We start from the raw sequence: 24,231 nt of genomic DNA on the forward strand, positions 1-24,231 counted from the left end.
TTGACCCTTGGCAGGAGAACCCCATGACCCTCACCCGTGAACAACAAATCGCCGCCCTCGAAAAGGACTGGGCCGAAAACCCCCGCTGGAAAGGCATCAAGCGTGGCTACAGCGCCGCCGACGTCGTGCGTCTGCGCGGCTCGGTGCAGATCGAATACACGCTGGCCAAGCGTGGCGCCGAGAAGCTGTGGAAGCTGATCAACGGCGAAGCCGCGAAGGGCTACGTCAACGCGTTCGGCGCGATCACGGCCGGCCAGGCGATGCAGCAGGCCAAGGCCGGGCTCGAGGCGGTGTACCTCTCGGGCTGGCAAGTCGCCGCCGACGGCAACACCAGCGAGACGATGTACCCGGACCAGTCGCTGTACGCCTACGACTCGGTGCCGACGATGGTGCGTCGGATCAACAACACCTTCAAGCGTGCCGACGAGATCCAGTGGAGCCGCGGCATCGGCCCCGGCGACAAGGGCTACATCGACTACTTCCTGCCGATCGTGGCCGACGCCGAAGCGGGTTTCGGCGGCGTGCTCAACGCGTTCGAGCTGATGAAGAACATGATCGCGGCCGGCGCCGCCGGCGTGCACTTCGAGGACCAGCTCGCCGCGGTGAAGAAGTGCGGCCACATGGGCGGCAAGGTGCTCGTGCCGACGCAGGAAGCGATCGAGAAGCTGATCGCCGCGCGCTTCGCCGCCGACGTGATGGGCGTGCCGACCATCGTGCTGGCGCGCACCGATGCCGAGGCCGCCAACCTGCTGACGAGCGACCACGACGCCAACGACAAGCCGTTCCTGACCGGCGAGCGCACGCAGGAAGGCTTCTTCCGCGTCCGCAACGGCCTCGAGCAGGCGATCAGCCGCGGCGTCGCCTACGCGGCCTACGCCGACCTCGTGTGGTGCGAGACGGGCACGCCGGACCTGGGCTTCGCGCGCGAGTTCGCGCAGGCGATCCACGCCAAGTACCCGGGCAAGCTGCTGTCGTACAACTGCTCGCCGTCGTTCAACTGGAAGAAGAACCTCGACGACAAGACGATCGCGCGCTTCCAGGACGAACTGTCGGCGATGGGCTACAAGTACCAGTTCATCACGCTGGCCGGCATCCACATCAACTGGTTCAACACGTTCAAGTTCGCCTACGACTACGCGCGCGGCGAGGGGATGCGGCACTATGTCGAGCAGGTGCAGGAGCCCGAATTCAAGGCGCGCGAGCTGGGCTACACCTTCGTGTCGCACCAGCAGGAGGTCGGCGCGGGCTACTTCGACGACGTGACCACGGTGATCCAGGGCGGCTCGTCGAGCGTGAAGGCGCTGACCGGCTCGACCGAGGAAGAGCAGTTCCATTGACACCTGTGCTCGGCGACCGGCTTCGGTGACTGCCGGGCAGTGGTGATGCGACCCGGCTGCGGTGCGGCCGGGTTTTTTTGTGACTGTGTCTTGGTTTCGCCGTCCGGTGACCTGGCGGCATACTCCGGCTCGTTCTCGCCACTGGCCGGTGTGGGCGCGACCTCCTGACCGTCCCGATCCTGCCCGCCTCGCCTTGCCACCGACCCGCCTGCTCGTCGTCTGCGCACTCGTGCTGACCGCCTGCGGCGCGGCGCCCGCCGCGCCCGATGCTGCCGGCGACGTGGCGCCAGCGGCGCCCCGCGGGCTCGAGGCGTTGCGTGCCTGGGCGCGCTTGGCGACGGTGGGGCTGGCGCGCGGCATCGACAGCTGGTTCGGCGAGCGGCCATTCGAAGATGGCGGCAAGGTCGAGCAGGGCCGCCTCGAACTGCGCACCAGCTGGCGGCGCGACGAAGGTTTCGACACGTCGGTGCGGCTCGATGCCCGCTTCGAACTGCCGAACCTGCGCGAGCGCGCGTATGCCTTTCTCGGACGCGACGTCGAGCGCGACGTCGTGACCGACAAGCCGTCGGCGTTCGCGCGGCAGGAGCGCACGCTGGCCGACACCGAGCGGTCGTCGTACTTCGCCGGGCTGGCGGTGCCACTGAGCGACCGCATCGAGCTGCGTGCCGGTCTGCGCAGCGCGTTCGAGGTCTATGCGCAGGCGCGTTACGCGAACGCATGGGTGCTCGGCGAGAGCCTGCGGCTCGACTTTCGAGAAACCGTGTTCTGGACCGACGTCGATGGCTTCGGCTCGACGACGGCGCTGGCGTTCACGCGTGCGCTGTCGCCGCGGCTCGACGTGCGCTGGCTCAACGGCGGCACCGTCACGCAGCGCAGCGAGGGCTTCGAGTGGTCGAGCCTCGTCGGAGCGTATCGCAGCTTCGGCACCGGCCGCGAACTGGCCGCCGAGGCGCTGGTCAGCGGCAAGACGGCGGCCAGCGATGTCGCCGTCGGCGACTACGGACTGCGCCTGCGCTGGACCCAGCCGCTGTACCGGGACTGGCTGATCGGCCAGTTCACCGTCGGCCACTTCTGGCCGCGCACCGACGCCGCATCGCCCCGCGAGTCGGCATGGGCGCTCGGCGCCGTCGCGCTGATGCGGTTCTGAGCGCGCCCGAACCGGCGCTACAGCGACGCCTCGAGCATCGCGCGGTAGTCGTCGCGCGTCGCGATCACCGGGTTGGTCTTGTGGCAGTGGTCCGCCATCGCGCCATCGATCACGCGCTCGAACACGTCGCGCGTGACGCCCATCGCTGCCAGTCCGCGCGGCAGCCCGAGGCGCGCATTCATCTCGCGGATCGCTTCGGCGACCTCGGTGCCGGCGCTGTCGCACGAGCCGATCCCCATCGCGTGCGCCATGCGCTGAAGCCGGCGCTCGCGGCGGATCGACTCGGCCTGCGCGTTGAAGCGCACGACGGCGGGCAGGAACATCGCGTTGAGCGTGCCGTGGTGCAGCTTCGGGTTGACCCCGCCGAGGCTGTGCGACAGGGAATGCACGCAGCCGAGACCCTTCTGGAACGCCATCGCGCCTTGCATGCTCGCGCTCATCATGTTCCAGCGCGCGTCGCGGTCGCTGCCATCCTTCGTCGCGCGCTCGAGGTGCGCCCAGCCGCGCTCGAGCCCGTCGAGCGCGATGCCGTCGGCCGGCGGGTTCACGGCCGGCGCCATGAACGTCTCCATGCAGTGCGCGATCGCGTCCATGCCGGTGGCGGCCGTGAGCATCGGCGGCAGGCCGAGTGTCAACGCCGGGTCGAGGATCGCCGACTTGGGCACCAGGTGCCAGCTGTGGAAGCCGAGCTTGCGCCCGTCGTCGACGATCAGGATCGCGCCGCGCGCGACTTCGCTGCCGGTGCCGGCGGTGGTCGGCACGGCGATCAGCGGTGCGACGCGCTCGGTGATCTTCGGGCTGCCGCCTTCGATCGTCGCGTAGGTCACGAGCGGGCCGTCGTGCGTCGCCGCGATCGCGACGCCCTTCGCGAGGTCGATGCTCGAGCCGCCGCCGACGGCGATCAGGCCGTCGCAGCCTTGCTCGCGGTACAGCGCGGTGGCGGCGCGCACCGCGGCCTCGGTCGGGTTCGACGGCGTGCCGTCGAACACGGCGTGCGGCACGTCGGTGAGCGGCGCGAGCGCCTGCGCGAGCACGCCCGCGGCGCGCACGCCGGCGTCGGTGACGACGAGCGGCTTGCGGATGCCGACGCGCGCGCACTCGGCGGGCAGCAGCTGCACGGTGCCGAAGTCGAGGTGGATCTGCGTGAGGTAGAGGATCGTGGCCATCGCGGTCGCAACAGGCAGGGCAGGGCGGTGAGTATGCTTCACGCCCCTGCCACGCCACTGCCGCCCGTGTCGATCCACCTGCTGACGCCGGTCATGGCCGGCCTGCTCGAGCGCATCCGGCGCGCGAACCGCCCGCCGTGGCATGCGATGAGCGTCGACGACGCGCGCCGCGCCTACGAGGCCGCCGCCGAGGTGCTCGAGCCGCCGCGCCCGACGCTGCCGCGCGTCGAGGCGCTGACGGTTCCCGCCGCCGACGGCACGCCGCTGCCGGCGCGGCTGTACGCGCCGGCCCCGGGCGACGCGCCGCTGCCGGCGCTGCTGTACCTGCACGGCGGCGGTTTCGTGATCGGCAGCCTCGCGACGCACGATGCGCTGTGCCGCGAGCTCGCGCAGCGCAGCGGTGGTGCGGTGCTCGCGCTCGACTACCGGCTCGCGCCCGAGCACCGCTTCCCGACCGCGGTCGACGACGCGTGGGCGGCGCTGCAGTGGCTCGCCGCGCACGCGGCCGGGCTCGGGCTCGACCCGGCGCGGCTGGCCGTCGGCGGCGACAGCGCCGGCGGCACGCTGGCCGCAGTGGCGGCAATCCTCGCGCGCGACCACGCGCTGCCGCTGGCGCTGCAGCTGCTGATCACGCCGGGCACCGCGCCGGTGCCCGAGACGCCGTCGCACAAGCTGTTCGCCAACGGCTTCCTGCTCGACGCGGCGACGATCGAGTGGTTCTTCGACCACTACATCGACCGCGACCAGCGCCACGACTGGCGCTTCGCGCCGCTGCTGGCCGACGACCTCGACGGCGTCGCGCCGGCGTGCGTGATCCTTGCCGAGTGCGACCCGTTGGTCGACGAGGGGCTGGCCTACGCCGACCGCCTGCGCGCGGCCGGCGTGGCGGTCGAGCTCGACCTCGTGCGCGGCGTCACGCACGACTTCATCAAAATGGGGCGCGTGCTGAAGGAGGCGCCCGCCGCCCAGCAGTTCGCCGCCGACGCCCTGCGCCACGCCTGGAGAACCCCCCGATGACGACCCGCCGCGACTTCCGCTTCTTCGACACCCTGCGCGTGCGCTGGGCCGAGGTCGACATGCAGAAGATCGTCTTCAACGGCCACTACCTGATGTACTTCGACACCGCGGTGGCCGGCTACTGGCGCGCGATGGCGCTGCCGTACCACGAGACGATGGCGCTGCTGCAGGGCGACCTCTACGTGCGCAAGGCCACGCTCGAGTACCACGCGTCGGCGCACTACGAGGACCGCCTCGACGTGGGCCTGCGCTGCGCGCGCATCGGCAACTCGTCGATGCAGTTCATGGGCGCCGTGTTCCGCGGCGACGAGCTGCTGGTGTCGGGGGAGCTGGTCTACGTCTTCGCCGACCCGGCGACGCAGACCTCGCAGCCGGTGCCGGCACAGCTGCGCGCCGCGCTCGACGCGTTCGAGCGCGGCGAGCCGGTGCTCGACGTGCGCACCGGCACGTGGGACGAACTCGGCCGCGAGGCGCAGGCGCTGCGCGCCGCGGTGTTCGTCGACGAGCAGAAGATCCCGGCCGAGCTCGAGTGGGACGCGGCCGACGCCAACGCGGTGCACGCGGTGGCCTACAACCGCTTCGGCATGGCGCTGGGCACCGGGCGGCTGCTCGAGCATTCGCCGGGCGTGGCCAAGATCGGCCGCATGGCGGTGCGCCACGACATGCGCGGCGCCGGCATCGGCGCGGCGATCCTCGAAGCGCTGGTGACCGTCGCACGCGAGCGCGGCGATGGCGAGGTGCTGCTGCATGCGCAGCGCAGCGCCGAGGGCTTCTACCGCCGCCAGGGTTTCGCGGTGCGCGGGGAGCCGTTCGACGAGGCGGGGATCGAGCACATCACGATGGCGCGCGCGGTGGCGCCGCCGGTCGCCTCGGCGGCCTGAGCGGAAAGCGGCCTCCCTACCGGCGCAACCCGTCGAGCTGGGCCTGCGCCTCGCGATCGGACGTGGTGGTTCAGTCACGACACACCATCCGCGGAGATCGAAGCGCACCGTGGCACGTCCTCCTCGTGCACTTCGTCCCGCGTGCTGGACCATGCCGAGCTCGCTCGAAGCACAATCGCGCGTCGGGCACGCTCGCCTGGCACCTCTGAATTGCAGCGCCAACCGATGCCCTTGACACAAGCTGTCCTGTTCGATCTGCACGACCCCGTGTCGGAGCGGCTGCTTCGCGACATGAACCCCTGGTGGCTCGGTCACGGGGTGCCCAATCTGCAACCGGTGCGCCGCTGGGCCTACGACTCGCTCGTCCGGGGACTGCGCTCGCAGCTCGCACCCGTCGTCGTCCTACGCGGTCCAAGGCAGGTGGGCAAGAGCACGCTTCAGGCACAGGTCATCGACGAGTTGCTGCGCTCGGGCATCGATCCACGCAGGATCCTGCGGGTGCAGTTCGACGATATAAAGCCTCTGCACCGGCGCAATCAGCCCATCCTCGAGATCGTCTGGTGGTATGCCGACCATGTGTTGGGCGCACCGCTGGGCAGTTTGGGCAGCGAGCCGGTCTATCTGTTTCTCGACGAAGTGCAGAACCTGCGCGACTGGGCTGCGCAGCTCAAGCACCTGGTCGATCTGCAGCCCGTGCGAGCCATGGTCACGGGCAGTTCGGCGCTGCGGATCGAGGCCGGTCGCGACAGCCTGGCGGGGCGCATCCACACCTTGGAACTCGGCCCATTGCTGCTGCGCGAGATCGTGGAACTGCGTGGGTTGGGGCACATTGAGCCATACCATCCGCCGAACGGGCTCGGGCCCCTCAAGGACAAGGCGTTCTGGGCCGGGTTGCGCAGTCATGGGGAGGCACACCGCGCTTTGCGCGATCGCGCCTTCGCATTGTTTTCGCAGCGTGGTGGCTATCCGGTCGCGCACAAGGCTGCGGACGAGCCCTGGGAGCGAGTGGCCGACCAACTCGTCGAAACCGTCGTCAGGCGAGCGATCCAGCACGACCTGCGCTTAGGCAGTCGCGGCGTCAAGCGAGACGAGCATCTGCTGGAGGAAGTGTTCCGGCTCGCCTGTCGCTACGTCGGGCAGTCGCCTCGACAGGCGATGTACGTGGACGAGATCCGCCGTGCGCTCGACACCGATGTTGGCTGGCAGCGGATCTTGCAGTACTTGAAGTTCCTCGACGGTGCACTGCTCGTGCGGCTCATCGAACCACTCGAGCTGCGACTCAAGAAACACAAGTCGCCTGCCAAGCTCGTTTTGTCCGACCACAGCCTGCGCGCCGCTTGGCTGCAGGAGTCGGTTCCCATCGATGTGGCTGGGCTGGGCGCGGCGCCCCATCTGGCCGACCTGGCTGGACGCATCGCCGAAAGCGTGGTCGGGCACTTCTTCAAATCCATCGTCAACCTCGACGTGGCCTACTTCCCGGAACGCGGCGCCGAGCCGGAGGTGGACTACGTGCTGACCATCGGCGAGCAGCGAATCCCGGTGGAGGTGAAGTACCGCCGCAGCATCACGCACGAGGACACACGCGGTCTGCGCGCTTTCATCGAGAAGGCGCACTACAACGCACCGTTCGGCTTAATCGTCACGCTCGGTGACGAGCCGGCCACCGACGATCCGCGCATCGTCAGCGTGCCCTTGCCCAGCCTGCTGTTGATGCGCTGACGTGGCGCCGCCGACTCCTGGCCGACGCGCGGCGCCGCACCATCAGGTCAGCGGCTCGAATACCTCGACGTGGCGCGGCTGCGGCAGCCCGGCTGCCGCAGCGAGGCGCGCGATCTCGGCGGCCAGCGCGTCGTCGACGCCGGCCGGGGCCGCGTAGGTCTCCATCAGGGTCGCGTCGCCGTCGCGCAGTTCGGGCCGGCGCAGCAGTGCCGCCTCGAGCCCGGGGTGGCGCGCAACCAGGTCGGCTTGCAGCGCCCGCGCGGCGGCGGCCGCTGCCTCGAGCCGCGGCGCGGGCACGCGGTAGTAGACGAACAGGCACCGGCCGCGCGCGCTGGGGTCGACCGCGGTCACGACGCCTCGAGCGGCACTGGGTACGGCATCGTGAGGCGGTACAACGCCGGGCCGCCGGGGACACCCAGGTGCAGCGACTGACCGAGCGCGGCGAGCTTGACCTCCAACAGCGCGAGGTGGCCGATTCCTTCGAGCGATGCCGCGTTGACGACCATCCCGGCCGGCTGCGACGGGTCGTCGACGGCGAACACCTCCTGCCCGGCCGCGGCCGGCGCGTCACTGCGCCACAGGAAGGCGCGGCGCTTGAGCGTGCCGCGGTACTGGCTGCGCGCGACGACCTCCTGGCCGGGGTAGCAGCCCTTCTGGAAGTTCACGCCGCCCACGAGTTCGAGGTTGACCATCTGCGGCACGAACTGCTCGACCGTCGCCGCAGTGACGGTGGGCACGCCGCTGGCGACCTCGAGCGCCTGCCACTGCGCGAGCGGCAGCGCAGGCAGGTCCGGCAGCGCGTCGCCGGCCGGCTGCACGAGCAGCGCGCGGACGCTGCCGGCGGCGTCGGGCAGGCGGATCAGCCGCCCGGCTGGCGTCTCGGCGAGGCGCCACGGTGCCGCGGGCCACGCCGCGCCGGCCCACGCGAGCGCCGACGGTCCGGCCAGCCCGACGAGTCGCCACGCGGCGCCGGCGTCGGCGAGCTTGCACTTGGCGCGCAGCACGAACATCGACAGCCGCTTCAGCGTGGCTGGCAGCACGTCGGCGCTGCACGCGAGAAACACCTCCTCGGGCTGCGGGCGCCAGACGACGAACGTCGCCAGCAGCCGCCCCTTGGCCGAGCAGTAGCCGGCCAGCCGCGCGTGGCCGCTGTCGAGGTGCTCGACGTCCTGCGTCAGCTGGCTGTGCAGGAAGCGCGCCGCGTCGGCGCCTTGTGCCGAGATCAGGCCCCAGTGCGTCAGCGCGACGGCGCCGTCGGCGGGGATCATCGGCATCGGCAGCACGGCAGCGGCGGGTGAGACGGTGGTCGTCATGGCGACGATTATCATCAGCCGCAATGGGGCACACGATCGGCAGGGGCGTCGGCGCGGGGCGCGCATGAAGTGGCGTTGGCTGCTCGTCGCGCTGGCCGTGCCTGCGTTGCTCGCCGCCGCGGCGGCTGGCATCGCGGCCTGGTGGCTGCAGCGGCCGCTGCCGCTCGCGCAGCCGGTCGTCGAGGTGTCGATCGAGCGCGGCACCTCGCCGCGCGCCGTCGCGCAGGCCTGGGTCGACGCCGGCGTGCGCACCTCGCCGGAACTGCTGTACCAGTGGTTCCGCTGGTCGGGCGACGCGCCGCGCATCCGTGCCGGCAGCTACGAGGTCCACACCGGCGTCACGCCGCGCGAGCTGCTGGGCAAGATGGTGCGCGGCGACGAGGTGCTCGAAGCCGTGCGGCTGATCGAGGGCTGGACCTTCCGCCAGTTCCGCGCCGCTCTCGCCGCCGCGCCGAACCTGCGCCCGACGATCGCCGGACTGAGCGACGCCGACGTGATGGCGGCGATCGGTGCGCCGGGCAAGCCCGCCGAGGGCTGGTTCTTTCCCGACACGTACCTGTACAGCCGCGGCGTCAGCGACCTGACGGTGCTCAAGCGCGCGCACGCGGCGATGCAGCGCCACCTCGACGCCGCGTGGGCGGCACGGGCCGACGGGCTGCCGCTGAAGTCGCCCGACGAGGCGCTGATCCTCGCGTCGATCGTCGAGAAGGAAACCGGCGTCGAGGCCGACCGGCGCCTCGTCGCCGGCGTGTTCGTCAACCGGCTGCGCATCGGCATGCGGCTGCAGACCGACCCGGCCGTGATCTACGGGCTCGGCGAGGCGTTCGACGGCAACCTGACGCGCCGCCACCTCGAGACCGACGGCCCGTACAACACCTACACGCGCGCCGGGCTGCCGCCGACGCCGATCGCGATGCCGGGGCTTGCGTCGCTGCGCGCCGCGGTGAACCCCGAGCCGACGAAGGCGCTGTACTTCGTCGCGCGCGGCGACGGCTCGAGCGTCTTCAGCGAGACGCTCGAAGACCATAATCGCGCCGTCAACCGCTACCAGCGCGGGCAGCGCTGAGGGATTTCGCCTTCCATGCCGCGCGGCCTGTTCATCACGTTCGAGGGCATCGACGGTGCCGGCAAGTCGTCACACCTCGCGACGTTCGAACAGTGGCTGCGCGCGCGCGGCCACGACGTCGTGCTCACGCGCGAGCCCGGCGGCAGCGAACTGGCCGAGGCGCTGCGCGAGCTGATCCTGCACCGGCCAATGGACGCGCTGACCGAGACGCTGCTCGTCTTCGCCGCGCGTCGCGACCACCTGCAGACGACGATCGAGCCGGCGCTCGCGCGCGGCGCCACCGTGCTGTGCGACCGCTTCACCGACGCGACCTTCGCCTACCAGGGCGGCGGGCGCGGCTTCGACCTCGACGTGCTGCGCACGCTCGAGGGCTGGGTGCACCCCGGGCGCCAGCCCGACCTGACGTTCTGGTTCGACCTCGACCCGGCCGTCGCCGCCGAGCGGCGCGCGGCGGCGCGCGCACCCGACCGCTTCGAGCGCCAGGACGCGGCGTTCTTCGCGCGCGTGCGCGACGGCTACGCGGCGCGCGCGGCGCAGTCACCGGCGCGCTTCGTGCGCATCGCCGCCGACGGTGAACTCGCCGCCGTGTGGGCGCGTGTCGAGCGCGCCGCGACGGAGCGGCTCGGGTGAGCGCCGCGCCGCCGCTGCTGCCGTGGCTGGTCGCGCCGCTCGAGCGCGCGGCCGCGCTGCGCGCGCACGCGCTGCTGATCCACGGTCCCGAAGGCGTCGGCCAGTTCGAACTGGCGCTGGCGCTTGCGCAGCACGGGCTGTGCGAGGCCGAGTCCGGCCCGCGTCCGTGCGGGCAGTGCGCCGGCTGCCGGCTGCTCGCGTCGCGCGCGCACCCCGACCTGCGCGTGCTGGCGCCGGCGGCGTTGCGCGACGCGCTCGGGGCGGCGGCTGCGGCAGGCGACGACGAGGCCGACGACGGCGCTGTCAAGGCCGCCAAGGCCAAGCCCAGCCGCGAGATCCGCGTCGACGAGGTGCGCCAGGCGATCGACTGGACGCGCACGACCGCCACCCGCGGGCGCGGCAAGGTGCTCATGCTGCACCCGGCGCAGGCGATGAACACGGTGGCCGCCAATGCGCTGCTCAAGACGCTCGAGGAGCCCCCCGCCGGCGTGCGGCTGCTGCTGACCTGCGCCGACCCCGACGCACTGCTGCCGACGATCCGCAGCCGCTGCCAGCGCATCGCGCTCGCGCTGCCCGCGCGCGACGCGGCCATGGCGTGGCTGCAGTCGCAGGGGGTGGCCGGCGCCGACGTGCTGCTCGCCGCCGCTGGCGGGCGTCCGCAGGAGGTGCTCGCGCTGCGCGCCGACGGCTTCGACGCCGAACGCTGGCAGCGCGTGCCGGGTGCGGTGGCGCGCGGCGACGCCGGCGTGTTCGCCGGCTGCAGCGTCGAGCGGGTCGTCGACGTGCTGCACAAGCTCGCGCACGACCTGCTCGTCGTCGGGGCGGGTGCCGCACCGCGTTTCTTTTCCGCTGGCAGCCTGCCGGGCGGGGCGTCGATGCCGGCGCTGGCGGCGTGGGCGAAGACGCTGCAGCGCGTCGCGCGCCACGCCGAGCACCCTTGGCACGCGCCGTTGCTGATCGAGTCGCTCGTCGCGCAGGGCCGCGGCTGCTTCACGACCTCGGCGCCGCGCGGCCGGGCAGGCACCGCTACACTCGCCGCTCGATGAACGATCCCGCCCCGACCCGCCCCGGTGCACTGGCTCCCGCCGGCTCGCCTGCGCGGCCGAGCGTGATCCAGCTCGTGTTCCGCGACAAGAGCGCGCTGTATGCCGCCTACATCCCGGTGATGACCGACGGCGGACTGTTCGTGCCGACGACGCGCGAGTACCGCCTCGGCGACGACGTGTACCTGCTCGTCACGCTGCCCGACGACCCGCAGCGCTACCCGGTGGCCGGCAAGGTCGGCTGGATCACGCCGGCCAACGCGTCGGGCGGACGCACGCAGGGTGTCGGCGTGCGCTTCCCCAGCGACGAGAAGACGCGGCTGCTGAAGCTCAAGATCGAGGAACTGCTCGGCACGATGATCTCGTCGAACAAGCCGACGCAGACGCTCTGAACCCCGCGCGGGCGGGGTGTCCCCGAGGTGATGCCGCGCCGCCGCGCCGGCCCCCTTCCCGATGTACGCCGACTCGCACTGCCACCTGAGCTTTCCCGAACTGCACGGGCGCATCGACGCGATCCGCGCGGCGATGGCCGCCGCGCACGTCGACCGCGCGCTCGTGATCTGCACGACGCTCGAGGAATTCGACACCGTGCACGCGCTCGCGCTGCGCTACGACAACTTCTGGGCCAGCGCCGGCGTGCATCCCGACAACGAGGGCGTGCGCGAGCCGTCGGTCGACGACCTGCTCGCGCTCGCCGCGCGGCCGCGCGTCGTCGCGATCGGCGAGACCGGGCTCGACTACTACCGCCTCGGCGAGCGCACCGTCGCCGACATGGCGTGGCAGCGCGAGCGCTTCCGCGTGCACATCCGCGCCGCGCGCGCCAGCGGCAAGCCGCTCGTGATCCACACGCGCAGCGCCAGCGCCGACACGCTGGCGATCCTGCGCGAGGAGGGCGGCGACGCCGCCGGCGGCGTGTTCCACTGCTTCACCGAGACGGTCGAGGTCGCGCGCGCCGCGCTCGAGATGGGCTTCTACATCTCGTTCTCGGGCATCGTGACGTTCCGCAACGCCGACGACTTGCGCGCCGTCGCGCGCTTCGTGCCCGACGACCGCCTGCTGATCGAGACCGACAGCCCCTACCTTGCGCCGGTGCCGCACCGCGGCAAGGTCAACGATCCGTCGCTGGTGCCGCACGTCGCGGCGCGGCTGGCGGCCGAGCGGGGGGTGAGCGTCGAGCACGTCGCGGCCGTCACAAGCGCCAATTTCGAGCGCCTCTTTGGTCTGCCGGCGCACGCAGGGGTGACACGATGAAGTTAAAGTATCTGTTTAAGTTTGGTGTTTTGATGGTTCTGGCGACATGGTTTTCGATCGCCAGAGCCGGTGCCTACGAAGACTTCTTCGCGGCCCTCGAGCGCGACGACGCGCGTACCGTCACCGCGCTGCTGCAGCGCGGCTTCGACCCCAACAGCCGCAACCCGGAAGGCCAGGTGGCGTTCTTCCTCGCGCTGCGCCAGCCGGCGCCGGCGGTGGCCGAAGCGCTGTGGGCGCATCCGCAACTGCAGGTCGACGCCGTCAACGGCGTCGGCGAGACCCCGCTGATGATGGCCGCGCTGCGCGGCCAGGTCGGCTGGATGCGCCGCCTGCTCGAGCGCGGCGCACGCGTGCACCAGGAAGGCTGGTCGCCGATCCACTACGCCGCCACCGGCCCCGAGCCGCAGGCCGTCGAACTGCTGCTCGACCGCGGCGCGCCCGTCGATGCGCGCAGTCCCAACGGCACGACGCCGCTGATGATGGCCGCACGCTACGGCAGCGAGCGCAGTGTCGCGTTGCTGCTGCAGCGCGGCGCCGACCGCCGGCTGCGCAACCAGCGCGACCTCGACGCCGCCGACTTCGCGCGCGAAGCGGGCCGCGAGGCGCTCGCGCGGCAGCTGGCCGCGCCCACCGGCCGCTGAGCGGCGCGCGTGCCGGCGTGTCGGAAGAAATCCGACACGATCCTTGGGCGCTGACCGACTGCGCGCGCGAGCGCGTCACGCCTAGAGTGCATTCACACCGTTGGTGACATCGTCGGAGGTTGTGATGCACAGCCCGCGTGTCGTGAGCAACCCGTTCGCCCTGATGACCAATCCGCAGGCCGTCGTCGCCGCGATGGAGGCGTCGGACCGCCTGCGTGCGCTGCGCCGGCGCGTGTGCCGCCCGCTCGACCGCATCGGGCTCGGGGAGGGCGGTGGCGTGGCCGACGCCGCCGACGACGGCTGGGGCGACGACGCCGAGCCGCTCGCCGACGACGCGCCCGGCCCCTGAGACGCGCGCGATGCGCGTCGCGCGTCACGCGACGCGGAAGTTCTTGAACTGCCAGGGGTCGTCGCGGTCGACGTCCTCGTCGAACAGCCAGCCGCGGTCGGCGAGCGGCGTCCAGTCGGTGTAGACGCCGAACACCTCGCCCAGGTACGGGCGGCACCACGCGAGGATTTCGTCGTGCGGCAGCTCGTCGGGCTCGACGACGCCGCGGTCGGGGTGCTGCATCGCCCACACGACGCCGGCCAGCACCGCCACCGTCACCTGCAGGCTCGTCGCGCTGTTGTGCGGGCACGCCGCGCGCGCCTGCTCGATCGACAGCCGCGAGCCGTACCAGTACGCGCCACGCGCGTGACCCATCAGCAGCACGCCGAGCACGTCGGCGCCCGCGGCGATGTCGTCCTTCAGGATGCGTTTGCGCGGCTGCACGCGCCAGTTGCGGCCGGCGAGCTCGTGGATCGACAGCACGGCGTCGTCGCAGGGGTGATACGCGTAGTGCACGGTCGGCCGGTACGCGGGCCGCGCCGGGTCGCCGAGCGTCAGGTAGTCGGCGATCGAGATCGCTTCGGCGTGCGTGATCAGGAACGCGTGCTGCGGCCCGGCGGCCGGCGTCCAGCTGCGCACGCGCGTGCTGGCGCCCGGGCGCTTCAGGTAGATCGCCGCCTGCGAGCCGCTCGCATGGCGCTCGCCGTCGCTCGGGAAGTGGCGCTCGTGCGTGCCCCAGCCCAGTTCGGCGGGCTGCAGCCCCTCGCCGACGAAGCCGTCGACCGACCACGTGTTGACGAACTCGCCGACCGCCTTCGGTCGCGTGCCGACCTGCGTGTCGCGCTCGGCGACGTGGATCACGCGCACGCCGAGCTGCTGCGCGAGACGCGCCCAGCCCTCGCGCGAGCGTGGGGTCGGTGTGTGGACGCCGGTGTCGCGCGCGATGTCGAGCAGCGCCTGCTTGACGAAGTGCGACACCAGCCCCGGGTTCGCGCCGTGGGTGATGACCGCCGTCGGGGCACCGGCGCGTCGCAGCGCGAGCGATTCCTCGCGCATCGCGTAGTTGGTGCGCTGCTCGGCCGGCAGGTCGCCGCCGTCGTAGGTGCCGGCCCACGGCTCGGAGACCGTATCGAGGTACAGCACGCCGCGCGGCTGGCACCACGCGATCAGCGCCGCGCTGCTGACGTCGACCGAGAGGTTGAGCAGGAAGTCGCCCGCACCGAGCAGCGGGGACAGCACCGCGTCGTAGTTGGCCGGCGTCAGCGCGGCATCGACCATCGCGACACCGTACTCGCGCGCGATCTCGTGGCCATCGTCGCCGGGTGTCACGATCGTGATCTGCGCCGGCGCGATCTCGATGTGGCGCAGCAACAGCGGCAGCACGCCCTGGCCGATGCTGCCGAAGCCGACCATCACGAGGCGGCCTGCGAAGCGGTGGAGTCGTTCGAACGCCATCGTTCCGCAGCCCTCCCGCTCAGCGCCGCATGCGCGTCTCGCGCGCCTGTTCGGCCTCGATCGCGGCCACCGTCGCGCGCAGTTCCTCGGCGATGATGCCCAGCAAGTCGTCGAGCGTGACCAGACCGGCCAGCAGCCCCTGGGCGTCGACCACCGGCAGTCGGCGCAGGCCCTTGCTGCGCATCGTGCGCAGCAGGTCGATCACCGACGCGTCCTCGGGCACGACGACCAGGTCCGCACTCATCACGTCTTCGACGCGCAGCGTGCGCGGATCGACGTCCTTGGCCACGACGGCAGTCACGATGTCGCGGTCGGTGAGGATGCCCACCGGCACGCGCCCGGCGGGCGTGTCGTCGGTGACGACGAGGCATCCGACGTGGTGGCTGCGCATCAGCTGAGCCGCCTCGTTGACGGGCATCGCGCGCTCGGCGAAGGTCACCAGGCGCGTGCAGATCGCGCCGGCGTCGAGTCTTTCTCCCATGATCGTGCTCCTGGGCCGCGGGGGCGGCCCGACCGGGGTGGACTGTATGCGCTCGGCGGGCGCCGGCGTTGATGTCGGTCAAGTGCCGTGGCGCGGCGCCGGCGCGCCGTCAGGCCCCGGCCGCCACCTCGCGGCATTCGCTCTCGCGCCCGCGCACGACGCGCCGGCCGGCCATCGGGCCGGCGGTGGCGGTGACGACGGTGTAGGGGCGCTCGGCGTGGTCGCGGTCCTCGGCGTAGATCACGACCCAGTCGCGCGTGCGGCCGAGCTCGTGCGCGCGCGCCGTGTTGGAGTACAGCGCCGTGAAGTGCCAGTCGCCGCGCTGCGTGTGCAGCACCGGCAGCCACGCCTCGCCGCTCGGGTTGAAGCGGCGTGGCGCGATCTTGGGCAGGCGGTCGGCCGCCGCGGCTTCGCGATATTCGCGGTCGACATCGAGCAGCGCTTCGACCGGCGGCTGCTCGCCCGCGACGGCCGCGCGCGCGCCGCGGCGCAGCGCGCGGCGACGGTCGAGCAGCGCCGTCAGCGCGGCGCGCAGCGCCGCGGCACGGCGGGGGCCGACGCGCGGCAGCCGCTCGAGGCGTCCGTCGTGAGCGGCGACCTCGAGCGCCTCGAGGGTGTCGACGCCCAGCTCGTCGTGGATCAGCCGCGCGAGCTCGGGGCCGATGCCGGGGACCGTGCGGAACACGGCCTCGGCATCGACGTCGCCGCGCAGCCGCTCGAGCTTGCCCCAGCGCCCGCAGGCCAGCATCTCGGCGATCGCCGCGGCGATGCCGGGGCCGACGCCGGGCAGGGCGTCGAGCCCGGCCAATCCCTCGCGCTCGAACACGCGGCGCACGCTCTCGGGCAGCGCCGCGACGGTGTCGGCCGCGTGCCGGTACGCGCGGGCACGGTACGGGTTGCCGCCCTGCGCGTCGAGCAGGTCGGCCATCTCGCGCAGCAGCGCCGCGATGTCGGCGTTGTCGGCGGGGGCGGGCGCCGGCGGCGCCGCGTCCATCGCGCTCAGCCGGCCTGCTTGAGCAGCGCGTCGACGCGCCCGCGCAGCTCGTGCAGCGGCAAGGCCGTCAGGTCGACCGGCTCGCTGACGCGCACGGCTTTCGCGGCGGCGTCGCCGAGCTGCGCGCGCAGCAGGCCGAGAAACGCCGGCGACGCGAACAGCGCCAGCCTGCCGCAGCGCCCTTGTGCGATGGCGTCGTCGAGCCGTGCCGCCAGCTCCCGCGCGAAGCGCTCGTGCTCCTTCGCATGCACGTCGGTCGGCGGCTCGTAGGCGCTGTGGCCGCGCTGGTGGCTGCCCAGGCTCAGCTCGGTGCGCCCGGGGCGGTCGTCGTCGAGCTCGCGGCCCGGCTGGCGGCTTTCGGGGTGGACGAAGTCGGCGACCTCGACCAGGCTGCCGTCGGCCTGCCGCTCGCACACACGCGCCTTCGCCGCGTTGGCGGTGACGATCCACAAGGTGTCCATTCAGTGTTCTCCTGCTTCCGGGGTCGGGCCGACGGCGTCGAGGGCGGCGAGCACCTCGGCGTCGTCGAGTTGGTGGAAATCGTCGTAGTGCAGCCCGATCGCGTGGAACGGGTACGGCTCGGCGAGGCACACGATGTCGTCGACCTCGGCGCGCAGCGCAGCCAGCGTGTCCGACGGCGCCACCGGCACCGCGAGCACGAGTCGCTTGGGTTGGCGCCGGCGCAGCGCCTTCAGCGCCGCGCGCACCGACGTGCCGGTGGCGATGCCGTCGTCGATGACGATCGCCGTCGCTCCCGCGACCGACAGCGGGGCGCGCCCGCGCAGGTAGACGCGCCGACGGCGCTCGATCTCGGCCAGCTCGTGCGTGGCCTGCGCGTCGATGTAGGCGCGGTCGGCGCCGCACAGGCGCTGCACCTCCTCGTCGATCACGACTTGCGGCTCGTCGCCGTCGACGACGGCTGCCAGCGCGAGCTCGCGCTGCCACGGCACGCCGATCTTGCGCACGAGCAGCAGGTCCAGCGGCGCATGCAGCGCACGCGCCACTTCGGCGGCCACCGGCACACCACCGCGTGGCAGGGCGAGCACGACGATCGGCGGCTCCAGCGCCATCGTGGCCAGCCGCCGCGCGAGCAGGCGGCCGGCCTCGGTGCGGTCGGCAAAGCGGTCCTTCATCGCGGCGCATCCTTTCGCAGGCGTTCGACGAACCACTCGGCCGCGTGGCGCGCCGCCGTTTCGAGCGTGCCCGGCTCCTCGAACAGGTGCGTCGCGCCGGGCACGACGTCGAGGCGCTTGTGGCAGCGCAGCGCCGCCAGCGCCTCGCGGTTGAGCTCGAGCACGACGTCGTCGTCGCCGCCGACGATCAGCAGCGTCAGCGCCTGCACGCGGGGCAGCTCGTGCAGCGCCAGGTCGGGCCGGCCGCCGCGCGACACGACGGCAGCGATCGCCTGCGGGCGTGCCGCCGCCAGGCGCAGCGCCGCGGCGGCCCCGGTGCTGGCCCCGAACAGGCCCACCGGCAGCGCCGCCAGGTCCGGGCGCTGGTGCCGCACCGCGTCGAGCGCGTCGCCGACGCGGTCCGTCAGCAGGTCGATGTCGAACACCTTGCGCCGGTCGTCGGCCTCGTCGGCAGTGAGCAAGTCGAACAGCAGCGTCGCCAGCCCGCGCTGTTGCAGCACCTCGGCGACGTAGCGGTTGCGCGGGCTCAGGCGGCTGCTGCCGCTGCCGTGGACGAACAGCACCAAACCCGCCGGCGCCGGCGGGCTCGCCAGATCGCCGGGCAAGGCCAGCGGCCCCAGCGTCAGCGCGTCGTGCCGGATGGCGGGTTTCATCGGGGTCTGTGGACGTCGGGTCTCACGCCGGTCGATTCTGAGGATCGGCCGTGCCGGCGCGTTGATGTTGGTCAACCAGCGGCTGTTGAGCGTCGACGGATCCGTTCGGATGAATACGCGACGATGTGTATTTTCTCGGGGTATTTCCGGGGTTGGTGGCTGTATTTCGAGATACCCTGCAAGTTGTTCAGAAGCGGAAGCAAAGTGGGGTATTCCGGCTTCGTGCGCTGCAACCTGTAGGCGCAGGGTGATGATGTTGGTCAGTTCCTCGAGCCACTGGCTTGGGCGGTAGGGGTCGTCGGGGAAAACCCGGTAGGCTGCGTCGACGAATCGGCAGGCGCTGTAGTAGCTGGCCAGGGCGTGGCGTAGGAACTCCTCGGGCGGCAGCCAGGAATAGCAGTGCGGGGTGGGCAGGGGGTGGTCCCCGAGCGGCAGGGCGCGGCGGTGTTGGTGCTGGCGGGTCGTCATGGGCGTGGTTCGGTGCGGGTTGGAGCGTCACTGCGCGCGCGTGAGGGCGTCGCGCATGGCGGCGAAGGGGTCGGCCTTGGTGCGAGGCGTGTAGCGCGCTGGCGCGGCGCTGGTGGCCCGCGCGGGCTCGGCGCGGGCCGGGGGCGGCCGGAGGGCCGCCCCCGGCTGCGCCGGCGCCTGCGCGGGCTGTGGCGGGGCAACGGTGGCAGTACGACGCGCGTGCCAAGCGCCGCCGACCGCTGCAGCGCGGTTCAAGGCGGGGGCTGGGGCGGCAGCCCCAGTACAGCCGGCCGAAGGCCGCGGAAGCCTCGTCGAACAAGCCTTGCAACCGTCGCGGCACGCCGACGCATCGATCGCGGCGGCGTCGGCTGCGAACGGCTCCAACGGTTGCGCGCGTTCTAAGAGCCCACCCCCGTGGCAGTCCTCCACCTGACCCGAGGACGGTACTAGTAACACCGTCCGAAACGTCTCACTTTGAGACTCCCGACGACCTTGGCCCTCATCCCCGGCGGGTGCGTTCAGGGCGGTGCGGCGCGCGTTGACGAGCTGCTCGAAGCGCCCGAGCAGCTGGCGCAGACGGTCGCGCTCGGCGGTCAGTTGGGCGATGTGTGCGCGCAAGCCGTTGCGCTCGGCGTGCAGCGCTTGGGCCAGTCCGGTGGCCATGCGCGCGTCGTTGACGGCGCGCCCGTCGATCTCGGAGCGGCCCCAGCGGGTCAGCCAGAACAGCGCCAGGCAGGCCACGCGCGGAGCGTTGCCGGTGCGGTTCCAGCGGTAGACGGTGCTGCGTCCGACGTCCAGCGCCTGGGCCACGCGTTCGGGCGATGGGCGTCCCAGGTCATCGAGGATCGCGTCCCACAGTGGGATGGATCGCGGTACTTGGTCGATTGAGAACAGGCGCAAGTCCATGATTCACCTGCCGTTCTCATTGTGGGATGCGCGACGATGTGTATTATGTAAAGTTAATCATAGGCCAATGCGCCTCACGGTCGCAGCGCGTGTTGATGCAAGCTTTCCCTGGAAACGCCGCTAGCAACTGCTGCCAACGACCGCAAGCCAGAAAGCCGACGCTTGCAAGGCTTCTTGCCAACATCTGCAACCGGCGTTGCCCACGCATACAAGTCGCTTTGCGAACATGCCTAATCTGGGGAATTTATTGGTCCCCAGGTGCTATGCGTACGGTGCGCTGGCGATGCGCCACCCCAAGGCGCTACTGCAAAACACCTGACTCCTAAGCCGGTTCTTTCTAGTCGACCAGCGCCTTCAAGAGAGCGTCTCGGCCGTCCTGGTAGAACTCAATGTCCAGCTTGGTTGCCATTTCATCAGAGAGGTCAAACAGCTGGCGGCGGCAGGAAACCGGGAGCAACAGCGCCTTGGCGCCCTTCTCTACAGCGATTTCGGCCAACGTGACCGCGTTGTGAACTGGCTCGATGGTGCCGCCGAGCGTTACTTCGCCGACGACCACCAGTCCCCCGCGGACCGACTTTTTCAGCAGCGCGCTGGCCATTGCAATAAGCGCACCCACGCCAGTCTTGGCGCCACTCCTTGCGGCATCAAAGCCGCGCAGCTGAACCGAGAACTCGTGAGACCGAGGGTCTCGGTCACCGACCAATTGCTGTGCGCGAGCGTACAAGTTCTGCTCGGCGCAACGGATGGACTCTTTGAAGGCGGCAGGAACAGGGTTGTTCAGCACGCGTACGCCGCTGCCGGGGCCCTCGTTGACCTCAAGCCGGAAGAGTCCCGGGTGCTCTTCGTCTCCGCCAGGACTTAGCACCCACACCTGACCGCACTCGAGAGGCTCATCTCCAATACCGCCTTGGCTCTGCTGCTCGGGTGTGGCGACGAACTTTTCGACACCTTCGGCACCAAGCGTGTAGCTAAAGTGGGTATTGCGGAACTCAGCGGCGCCGATGCGCTTTTGCTGCTCCTTGACCCGGCGGCGCACCTCGAGAGCCAGGCGCACTGCCCACTCCAGGTCTTCGTCACTGACCGGAATGTTCGAGCCAGGGTACAGGAGCTTTAGCAGTCCACTTACCGTCTTGTTGACGCTGTTGAGGTCGCGACCAGAAAGAGCTGCGCCCCAACGCACGCGCCCTTGCAGCGTCGAGACTCGGCTTTGGCTGCGTAATTGAGAAAAGCACTCGGACAGGAAGTCACTCACCAAGCCGAAGTGCGAGGTGAACAAGGTCGGATGCAGCTTTGGCACATCCCAGCCGGGTAGGAAGCAATGAATGCGGTCCATGAATGCCGTGTCGTCTCGCATCTCGGGCGGCAGCGGACCGAACAGATGGCCGATGCGCTGTTGATGCTCCACGTCCACGTCGAAGTTTCCGACTAGCACAATCGAACCGTCGGCGCGGATGCTCTCCTTACCCCGGGAAAACTCGCCGCTCTCCATGTACCCCTTCATGATGTTGACGCCGTCCTTCTGGTCGAAAGACACGCCAGATACCTCGTCGAAGCACACCACGTCGTACTGGCAAACCAGCCCGCGCTGGCCGGTAGCGTTGTTGACGAACATGCGAGCAACGGTCGCTTTTCCTCCTGAGATGAGGTGTGCGTAGGGCGATACCTGCTGAAAGAGGTGCGACTTGCCTGTACCCCGGGGACCTAGCTCGACGAGGTTGTAGTTGCGCTCGACGAAGGGAACGATGCGTAGCAGCAATGCGTCCTGGGCGCGCTCGGACAAAGCTTGCGGTTCAAACCCGACGCTGCGTAAGAGCAGGTCGCGCCACTCGGTAGTGGTGAACTGCTCTCGCCCCTTGGCCAACACGTCTAGCACCTCGCGCTTCGATAGTTGGATGGCTCGTAGTGACTCAACGCCAAAGGGGCGCCCGCCCTTTTCTTGGGCGATGGAAGCGTCGTAGCCCAGGGTGACCTCGGCATAGAAGCCGCCGGTGAGCATGCGCTCGTTTTCCTTGACCATTTACGTGCCGGCCGCATAGGGTGTGTGCCCTAGTGCCCTTGTCGATAGCCGCGTCCCGCAACCGGCCGATTCCGGCGAGAACAAGACGGACGCAGGCGGCCGGCGGTCAATCACCGGTGAGGCGCCGCGCCTCCTTGGCCTCGAGGGGATGACGCCGTGGCAAAAGTCAAGACAGCCACGCGAACGCTCTCGAATGCCGGTCGGCTGCGCACCTTGGTCGTGGCCACTTCGCCCAAGGCGGTGGGGCAGTTGGGCGCCGAGTCTCTCGTCGAGTACGACGGACTGCTCGAGCTGATTGCCGACCCTGACATCGTCTCTGTCGAGGTGCAGCCGCAGACCTTCCAGTTCGTGATGGGCGGCGGCCGCACGGTGTCCTATACGCCTGACGTCCGTTTCACCCGCAGAGACGGCCGCATCGGGTACCGCGAGTTCAAGCACGACGTCACGAACCTGGAGCCGGAGTTGGCGGCCAAGCTCGAAATCGCTCGCGATAGCTTTGCTGAGCAGGGCTACGAGTTCGAGATTCGTGACGCCACGGCGATTCGCAAGGGCTTTCGCATCCAGAACCTGCGGCTGCTGAAGCGCTATGCCCAGTGGCCCGTGTCGCCGGCATTCCAGCGCGGCGTGCTCGAGTTCGTCGGCGAGCGAACAGACATCCTGCTGCAGGACCTGTTCGAACCCGCCGGCACCGGCGGACTTGGTGGCGTGTATCGGATGCTGTGGGACCACTTGCTGGAGGCAGACCTCGAAACGGCGCTCTTGTGCACCGCGACACGCATCTGGAGGCCACGCTCGTGAAGACGCCTCCATTTCCAATCGAACGCGGGACCGAGCTGCGCCTCAACGGCCAACTGCAGGTGGTGAAGTCCATCGACGACAACGGCACCGTGACCCTGATGTGTCCGTTGCGAAAGACGGAGGTGCAATTCGACCTCCAGGCGCTGGTGTCCATGCGGATGGCGGGCAAGCTCGAACCCGTTCAGCTCCCACCGGAAAGTCACCAACCATCGCGGCAACCGACGTACGCAACGATGAGCGACGACGAGCGCAAGCGGGTGCTGCGCAGGGTCGCGTACGGCCGAGCTGCCGCGGAGTACTTCCCCATCGGTCCGAAGAACCCGCAGCTGAAGACCTTGATTGCGGAAGTGGCCGAGCGCCTCAAAGACCCGGACCCACCTTCCCCGCACTCCGTCTATCGATGGATGAGGCGCTACGTGGGCTCAGGCTACGACACGTCCGTCTTCATGCAGGACGCCGCGGTCATCCGCAAGCGCACGCCACGTAGGTTCTCGGACGACCTCAAGGCGCGTCTGCGCGAGCACATTCAGACGTTGCTCGGAGCGTACCAGGGAGCGACGCTGCACGGCATCACCAACCTCGCGCTGGCGAGAACCGCCCGCGACGCGGGCTATGTGAGCTTCGTGACCAAGGAGGGCGTCGAGGAGCTCGTGGACCCCTTCATTCAGACCAATGAGGCCTCACTGAAGAAGAAGGCCCGCAGCAAGCAACGAAGCAGTTCTGAGGACAAAGCATGACCGTGAATCTCGAACCTCTCGCCATGTCCCGCGAAACCGTGCGGCAAGTCGCCCTCGGCGTCGACCGTTACGAGCTGATGCGTGCGCGATTTGGACGCCAGGCAGCCGACCTCAAACGCAAGCCTCGCTCCGCTGGAGTGACCACCGTACGAGCGCTCGAGCGTGTCGAAGTCGACCATTTTCTGTGCGACGTGCACCTTGTCGATGAGAAGACGGGGAGCCGCCTAGGACGGCCCTGGTTGACGTTGGTCATCGACCACTACAGCGGACTGGTTCTTGGCTACCACCTCAGCTTTGCACCACCGTCGGCCGCGTCGGTGCTCGCCGCACTGCGGCATGCCATCCTGCCGAAGGAGCTGTCGTTCGACGTGAATGAGGCCAAGCAGGACCAATCACCGCAAGTCCGCTGGCAGGCCTTCGGCATTCCGGACCTGGTCGTCGTCGACAACGGGCTCGACCTGACTTCGAACGGTGTGCGCGAAGCCTGCCTTGCTCTCGGCATCGACATTCTGTTTACGCCGCCGCGCTCGCCTTGGTACAAGGGGGTAGTGGAAAGGTTCGGCCGAACCCTCAATAGCCGCTTCATCCACTGGACACCAGGCACCACGCTGGGTAAGGCCACATCCGACCGCAATTACGACGGCGCCGAGCACGCTGCGCTCACATTCGACGCGTTCAAGCAACTCCTCGAGCGCTACATCGTCACCATCCACAACAAGACCCCGCGGCGTACCGGCACCAAGGCACCAGACCGACTCTTCCTCGAGAGCTGCCAGCGCTGGCCCGTGCGCATCCCTACGTCCCAAGCCGAGTTCGATGCAGCAGTTGCTCTCGAATTCACCCACAAGCTGCAACAGTCGGGGCTGAAGTGGCTTGGCCTGCAATACCAGAACGAGCAGCTGGGCGCACTGTGGAACCGCTCCCCCGCGGGCACTCGCTTGTCCTTCAAGGTCAACCCTTGACCTTGCCCGCGTTTCCCGGATCCCATAGCCGAGACCATCACGCGGCTTGCCTTTGCTGGGCGGCAAGCCAAGCCCTCTCGAACTGCAT

At 70.2% G+C, this 24,231-nt stretch carries 26 protein-coding genes; 15 read left to right on the forward strand and 11 right to left on the reverse strand.

What is annotated here, in order from left to right:
* Window positions 1-23: 23 nt before the first annotated feature.
* Together aceA and MOJ79_RS09490 are read left to right on the forward strand one after the other, a co-directional pair.
* A complete protein-coding gene (gene aceA / locus MOJ79_RS09485) occupies window positions 24-1,337 on the forward strand; it encodes an isocitrate lyase (RefSeq protein WP_119352557.1) in 1,314 nt (437 codons plus the stop codon).
* A gap of 193 nt (window positions 1,338-1,530) precedes the next feature.
* A complete protein-coding gene (locus MOJ79_RS09490) occupies window positions 1,531-2,484 on the forward strand; it encodes a hypothetical protein (RefSeq protein ID WP_241923933.1) in 954 nt (317 codons plus the stop codon).
* A gap of 17 nt (window positions 2,485-2,501) precedes the next feature.
* Here MOJ79_RS09490 and MOJ79_RS09495 read toward each other — a convergent pair whose 3' ends face one another.
* Window positions 2,502-3,650 carry an iron-containing alcohol dehydrogenase gene (locus MOJ79_RS09495; protein ID WP_241923934.1) on the reverse strand — a complete coding sequence of 383 codons (1,149 nt, stop codon included), beginning with the start codon at window positions 3,648-3,650 and terminating at the stop codon, window positions 2,502-2,504.
* Window positions 3,651-3,743: 93 nt separating this feature from the next.
* Here MOJ79_RS09495 and MOJ79_RS09500 point away from each other — a divergent pair, with 93 nt between their 5' ends.
* The 3 genes from MOJ79_RS09500 to MOJ79_RS09510 all read left to right on the forward strand — a co-directional run bounded on the left by MOJ79_RS09500 (window position 3,744) and on the right by MOJ79_RS09510 (window position 7,267).
* Window positions 3,744-4,667: an alpha/beta hydrolase gene (locus tag MOJ79_RS09500; protein WP_241923958.1), complete on the forward strand. Its 924-nt coding sequence runs from the start codon at window positions 3,744-3,746 to the stop codon at window positions 4,665-4,667.
* Entirely contained in the window at window positions 4,664-5,548 is an 885-nt protein-coding gene (locus MOJ79_RS09505; RefSeq protein ID WP_241923935.1) for a YbgC/FadM family acyl-CoA thioesterase, read from the forward strand. The genes MOJ79_RS09500 and MOJ79_RS09505 overlap by 4 nt, the downstream gene beginning before the upstream one ends.
* 225 nt (window positions 5,549-5,773) lie before the next feature.
* Complete coding sequence (locus tag MOJ79_RS09510; RefSeq protein WP_241923936.1) at window positions 5,774-7,267, forward strand: ATP-binding protein; 1,494 nt, start codon at window positions 5,774-5,776, stop codon at window positions 7,265-7,267.
* 42 nt (window positions 7,268-7,309) lie between these two features.
* Here the strand turns inward: MOJ79_RS09510 and MOJ79_RS09515 are convergent, their stop codons facing one another.
* Both MOJ79_RS09515 and ygfZ read right to left on the reverse strand, forming a co-directional pair.
* Window positions 7,310-7,618: a DUF4936 family protein gene (locus MOJ79_RS09515; protein ID WP_241923937.1), complete on the reverse strand. Its 309-nt coding sequence runs from the start codon at window positions 7,616-7,618 to the stop codon at window positions 7,310-7,312.
* Window positions 7,615-8,580: a CAF17-like 4Fe-4S cluster assembly/insertion protein YgfZ gene (gene ygfZ, locus MOJ79_RS09520; protein ID WP_241923938.1), complete on the reverse strand. Its 966-nt coding sequence runs from the start codon at window positions 8,578-8,580 to the stop codon at window positions 7,615-7,617. The genes MOJ79_RS09515 and ygfZ overlap by 4 nt, the downstream gene beginning before the upstream one ends.
* 64 nt (window positions 8,581-8,644) lie before the next feature.
* On the opposite strand from ygfZ, the gene mltG reads away from it, so the two are divergent.
* From mltG to MOJ79_RS09555, 7 genes are all read left to right on the forward strand, one after another.
* Window positions 8,645-9,646, forward strand: a complete 1,002-nt coding sequence (gene mltG, locus MOJ79_RS09525; RefSeq protein WP_241923939.1) for an endolytic transglycosylase MltG — start codon at window positions 8,645-8,647, stop codon at window positions 9,644-9,646.
* 15 nt (window positions 9,647-9,661) lie between these two features.
* On the forward strand, window positions 9,662-10,276 hold the full coding sequence (tmk, locus tag MOJ79_RS09530) for a dTMP kinase (RefSeq protein ID WP_241923940.1): 615 nt from the start codon (window positions 9,662-9,664) through the stop codon (window positions 10,274-10,276).
* Window positions 10,273-11,322 (forward strand): DNA polymerase III subunit delta', encoded by a 1,050-nt coding sequence (gene holB / locus MOJ79_RS09535; RefSeq protein ID WP_241923941.1) that lies wholly within the window; start codon window positions 10,273-10,275, stop codon window positions 11,320-11,322. Before tmk ends, holB begins: the two co-directional genes overlap by 4 nt.
* Window positions 11,319-11,711, forward strand: coding sequence for a PilZ domain-containing protein (locus tag MOJ79_RS09540; RefSeq protein ID WP_119287276.1), 393 nt, complete (start codon window positions 11,319-11,321; stop codon window positions 11,709-11,711). The genes holB and MOJ79_RS09540 overlap by 4 nt, the downstream gene beginning before the upstream one ends.
* 61 nt (window positions 11,712-11,772) lie before the next feature.
* A complete protein-coding gene (locus tag MOJ79_RS09545) occupies window positions 11,773-12,570 on the forward strand; it encodes a TatD family hydrolase (protein ID WP_241923942.1) in 798 nt (265 codons plus the stop codon).
* A gap of 32 nt (window positions 12,571-12,602) precedes the next feature.
* Window positions 12,603-13,211: an ankyrin repeat domain-containing protein gene (locus tag MOJ79_RS09550; RefSeq protein ID WP_241923943.1), complete on the forward strand. Its 609-nt coding sequence runs from the start codon at window positions 12,603-12,605 to the stop codon at window positions 13,209-13,211.
* A gap of 124 nt (window positions 13,212-13,335) precedes the next feature.
* Window positions 13,336-13,560: a hypothetical protein gene (locus MOJ79_RS09555; protein ID WP_241923944.1), complete on the forward strand. Its 225-nt coding sequence runs from the start codon at window positions 13,336-13,338 to the stop codon at window positions 13,558-13,560.
* 24 nt (window positions 13,561-13,584) lie between these two features.
* Here the strand turns inward: MOJ79_RS09555 and MOJ79_RS09560 are convergent, their stop codons facing one another.
* The 8 genes from MOJ79_RS09560 to brxL form a co-directional block, all read right to left on the reverse strand.
* Entirely contained in the window at window positions 13,585-14,994 is a 1,410-nt protein-coding gene (locus tag MOJ79_RS09560; protein WP_241923945.1) for a homospermidine synthase, read from the reverse strand.
* 19 nt (window positions 14,995-15,013) lie between these two features.
* On the reverse strand, window positions 15,014-15,475 hold the full coding sequence (locus tag MOJ79_RS09565; protein WP_241923946.1) for a CBS domain-containing protein: 462 nt from the start codon (window positions 15,473-15,475) through the stop codon (window positions 15,014-15,016).
* Window positions 15,476-15,584: 109 nt separating this feature from the next.
* Entirely contained in the window at window positions 15,585-16,469 is an 885-nt protein-coding gene (locus tag MOJ79_RS09570) for a helix-hairpin-helix domain-containing protein (RefSeq protein ID WP_241923947.1), read from the reverse strand.
* 5 nt (window positions 16,470-16,474) lie between these two features.
* Complete coding sequence (locus MOJ79_RS09575) at window positions 16,475-16,930, reverse strand: host attachment protein (protein WP_241923948.1); 456 nt, start codon at window positions 16,928-16,930, stop codon at window positions 16,475-16,477.
* Window positions 16,931-17,602, reverse strand: a complete 672-nt coding sequence (locus tag MOJ79_RS09580) for a phosphoribosyltransferase (protein ID WP_241923949.1) — start codon at window positions 17,600-17,602, stop codon at window positions 16,931-16,933.
* A complete protein-coding gene (locus MOJ79_RS09585) occupies window positions 17,599-18,255 on the reverse strand; it encodes a dienelactone hydrolase family protein (RefSeq protein WP_241923950.1) in 657 nt (218 codons plus the stop codon). The genes MOJ79_RS09580 and MOJ79_RS09585 overlap by 4 nt, the downstream gene beginning before the upstream one ends.
* 495 nt (window positions 18,256-18,750) lie before the next feature.
* A complete protein-coding gene (locus MOJ79_RS09590; protein WP_241923951.1) occupies window positions 18,751-19,629 on the reverse strand; it encodes a hypothetical protein in 879 nt (292 codons plus the stop codon).
* Between the two features lie 337 nt (window positions 19,630-19,966).
* On the reverse strand, window positions 19,967-21,646 hold the full coding sequence (gene brxL / locus MOJ79_RS09595; protein ID WP_241923952.1) for a BREX system Lon protease-like protein BrxL: 1,680 nt from the start codon (window positions 21,644-21,646) through the stop codon (window positions 19,967-19,969).
* Between the two features lie 156 nt (window positions 21,647-21,802).
* On the opposite strand from brxL, the gene MOJ79_RS09600 reads away from it, so the two are divergent.
* Genes MOJ79_RS09600 through MOJ79_RS09610 form a run of 3 tightly spaced genes read left to right on the forward strand, consistent with a single transcriptional unit; the run spans window position 21,803 to window position 24,143 of the window.
* A complete protein-coding gene (locus tag MOJ79_RS09600; RefSeq protein WP_241923953.1) occupies window positions 21,803-22,444 on the forward strand; it encodes a TnsA endonuclease N-terminal domain-containing protein in 642 nt (213 codons plus the stop codon).
* Window positions 22,441-23,181, forward strand: coding sequence for a hypothetical protein (locus MOJ79_RS09605; RefSeq protein ID WP_241923954.1), 741 nt, complete (start codon window positions 22,441-22,443; stop codon window positions 23,179-23,181). The genes MOJ79_RS09600 and MOJ79_RS09605 overlap by 4 nt, the downstream gene beginning before the upstream one ends.
* Window positions 23,178-24,143 (forward strand): DDE-type integrase/transposase/recombinase, encoded by a 966-nt coding sequence (locus tag MOJ79_RS09610; protein ID WP_241923955.1) that lies wholly within the window; start codon window positions 23,178-23,180, stop codon window positions 24,141-24,143. The genes MOJ79_RS09605 and MOJ79_RS09610 overlap by 4 nt, the downstream gene beginning before the upstream one ends.
* The last annotated feature ends 88 nt before the right edge of the window (window positions 24,144-24,231 follow it).

It is taken from the genome of Calidifontimicrobium sp. SYSU G02091 (assembly GCF_022631395.1).
GTDB lineage: Bacteria > Pseudomonadota > Gammaproteobacteria > Burkholderiales > Burkholderiaceae_C > Calidifontimicrobium > Calidifontimicrobium sediminis.

Excerpts from the sequence above, each read along its gene's own strand:
- aceA (WP_119352557.1), top strand. The coding sequence starts at position 24 with ATGACCCTCACCCGTGAACAACAAATCGCCGCCCTCGAAAAGGACTGG.
- MOJ79_RS09495 (WP_241923934.1), bottom strand. The coding sequence starts at position 3,650 with ATGGCCACGATCCTCTACCTCACGCAGATCCACCTCGACTTCGGCACC.
- MOJ79_RS09500 (WP_241923958.1), top strand. The coding sequence starts at position 3,744 with ATGGCCGGCCTGCTCGAGCGCATCCGGCGCGCGAACCGCCCGCCGTGG.
- MOJ79_RS09505 (WP_241923935.1), top strand. The coding sequence starts at position 4,664 with ATGACGACCCGCCGCGACTTCCGCTTCTTCGACACCCTGCGCGTGCGC.
- MOJ79_RS09510 (WP_241923936.1), top strand. The coding sequence starts at position 5,774 with ATGCCCTTGACACAAGCTGTCCTGTTCGATCTGCACGACCCCGTGTCG.
- ygfZ (WP_241923938.1), bottom strand. The coding sequence starts at position 8,580 with ATGACGACCACCGTCTCACCCGCCGCTGCCGTGCTGCCGATGCCGATG.
- mltG (WP_241923939.1), top strand. The coding sequence starts at position 8,645 with ATGAAGTGGCGTTGGCTGCTCGTCGCGCTGGCCGTGCCTGCGTTGCTC.
- tmk (WP_241923940.1), top strand. The coding sequence starts at position 9,662 with ATGCCGCGCGGCCTGTTCATCACGTTCGAGGGCATCGACGGTGCCGGC.
- MOJ79_RS09540 (WP_119287276.1), top strand. The coding sequence starts at position 11,319 with ATGAACGATCCCGCCCCGACCCGCCCCGGTGCACTGGCTCCCGCCGGC.
- MOJ79_RS09545 (WP_241923942.1), top strand. The coding sequence starts at position 11,773 with ATGTACGCCGACTCGCACTGCCACCTGAGCTTTCCCGAACTGCACGGG.
- MOJ79_RS09550 (WP_241923943.1), top strand. The coding sequence starts at position 12,603 with ATGGTTCTGGCGACATGGTTTTCGATCGCCAGAGCCGGTGCCTACGAA.
- MOJ79_RS09555 (WP_241923944.1), top strand. The coding sequence starts at position 13,336 with ATGCACAGCCCGCGTGTCGTGAGCAACCCGTTCGCCCTGATGACCAAT.
- MOJ79_RS09560 (WP_241923945.1), bottom strand. The coding sequence starts at position 14,994 with ATGGCGTTCGAACGACTCCACCGCTTCGCAGGCCGCCTCGTGATGGTC.
- MOJ79_RS09565 (WP_241923946.1), bottom strand. The coding sequence starts at position 15,475 with ATGGGAGAAAGACTCGACGCCGGCGCGATCTGCACGCGCCTGGTGACC.
- MOJ79_RS09570 (WP_241923947.1), bottom strand. The coding sequence starts at position 16,469 with ATGGACGCGGCGCCGCCGGCGCCCGCCCCCGCCGACAACGCCGACATC.
- MOJ79_RS09575 (WP_241923948.1), bottom strand. The coding sequence starts at position 16,930 with ATGGACACCTTGTGGATCGTCACCGCCAACGCGGCGAAGGCGCGTGTG.
- MOJ79_RS09580 (WP_241923949.1), bottom strand. The coding sequence starts at position 17,602 with ATGAAGGACCGCTTTGCCGACCGCACCGAGGCCGGCCGCCTGCTCGCG.
- MOJ79_RS09585 (WP_241923950.1), bottom strand. The coding sequence starts at position 18,255 with ATGAAACCCGCCATCCGGCACGACGCGCTGACGCTGGGGCCGCTGGCC.
- MOJ79_RS09590 (WP_241923951.1), bottom strand. The coding sequence starts at position 19,629 with ATGGACTTGCGCCTGTTCTCAATCGACCAAGTACCGCGATCCATCCCA.
- brxL (WP_241923952.1), bottom strand. The coding sequence starts at position 21,646 with ATGGTCAAGGAAAACGAGCGCATGCTCACCGGCGGCTTCTATGCCGAG.
- MOJ79_RS09610 (WP_241923955.1), top strand. The coding sequence starts at position 23,178 with ATGACCGTGAATCTCGAACCTCTCGCCATGTCCCGCGAAACCGTGCGG.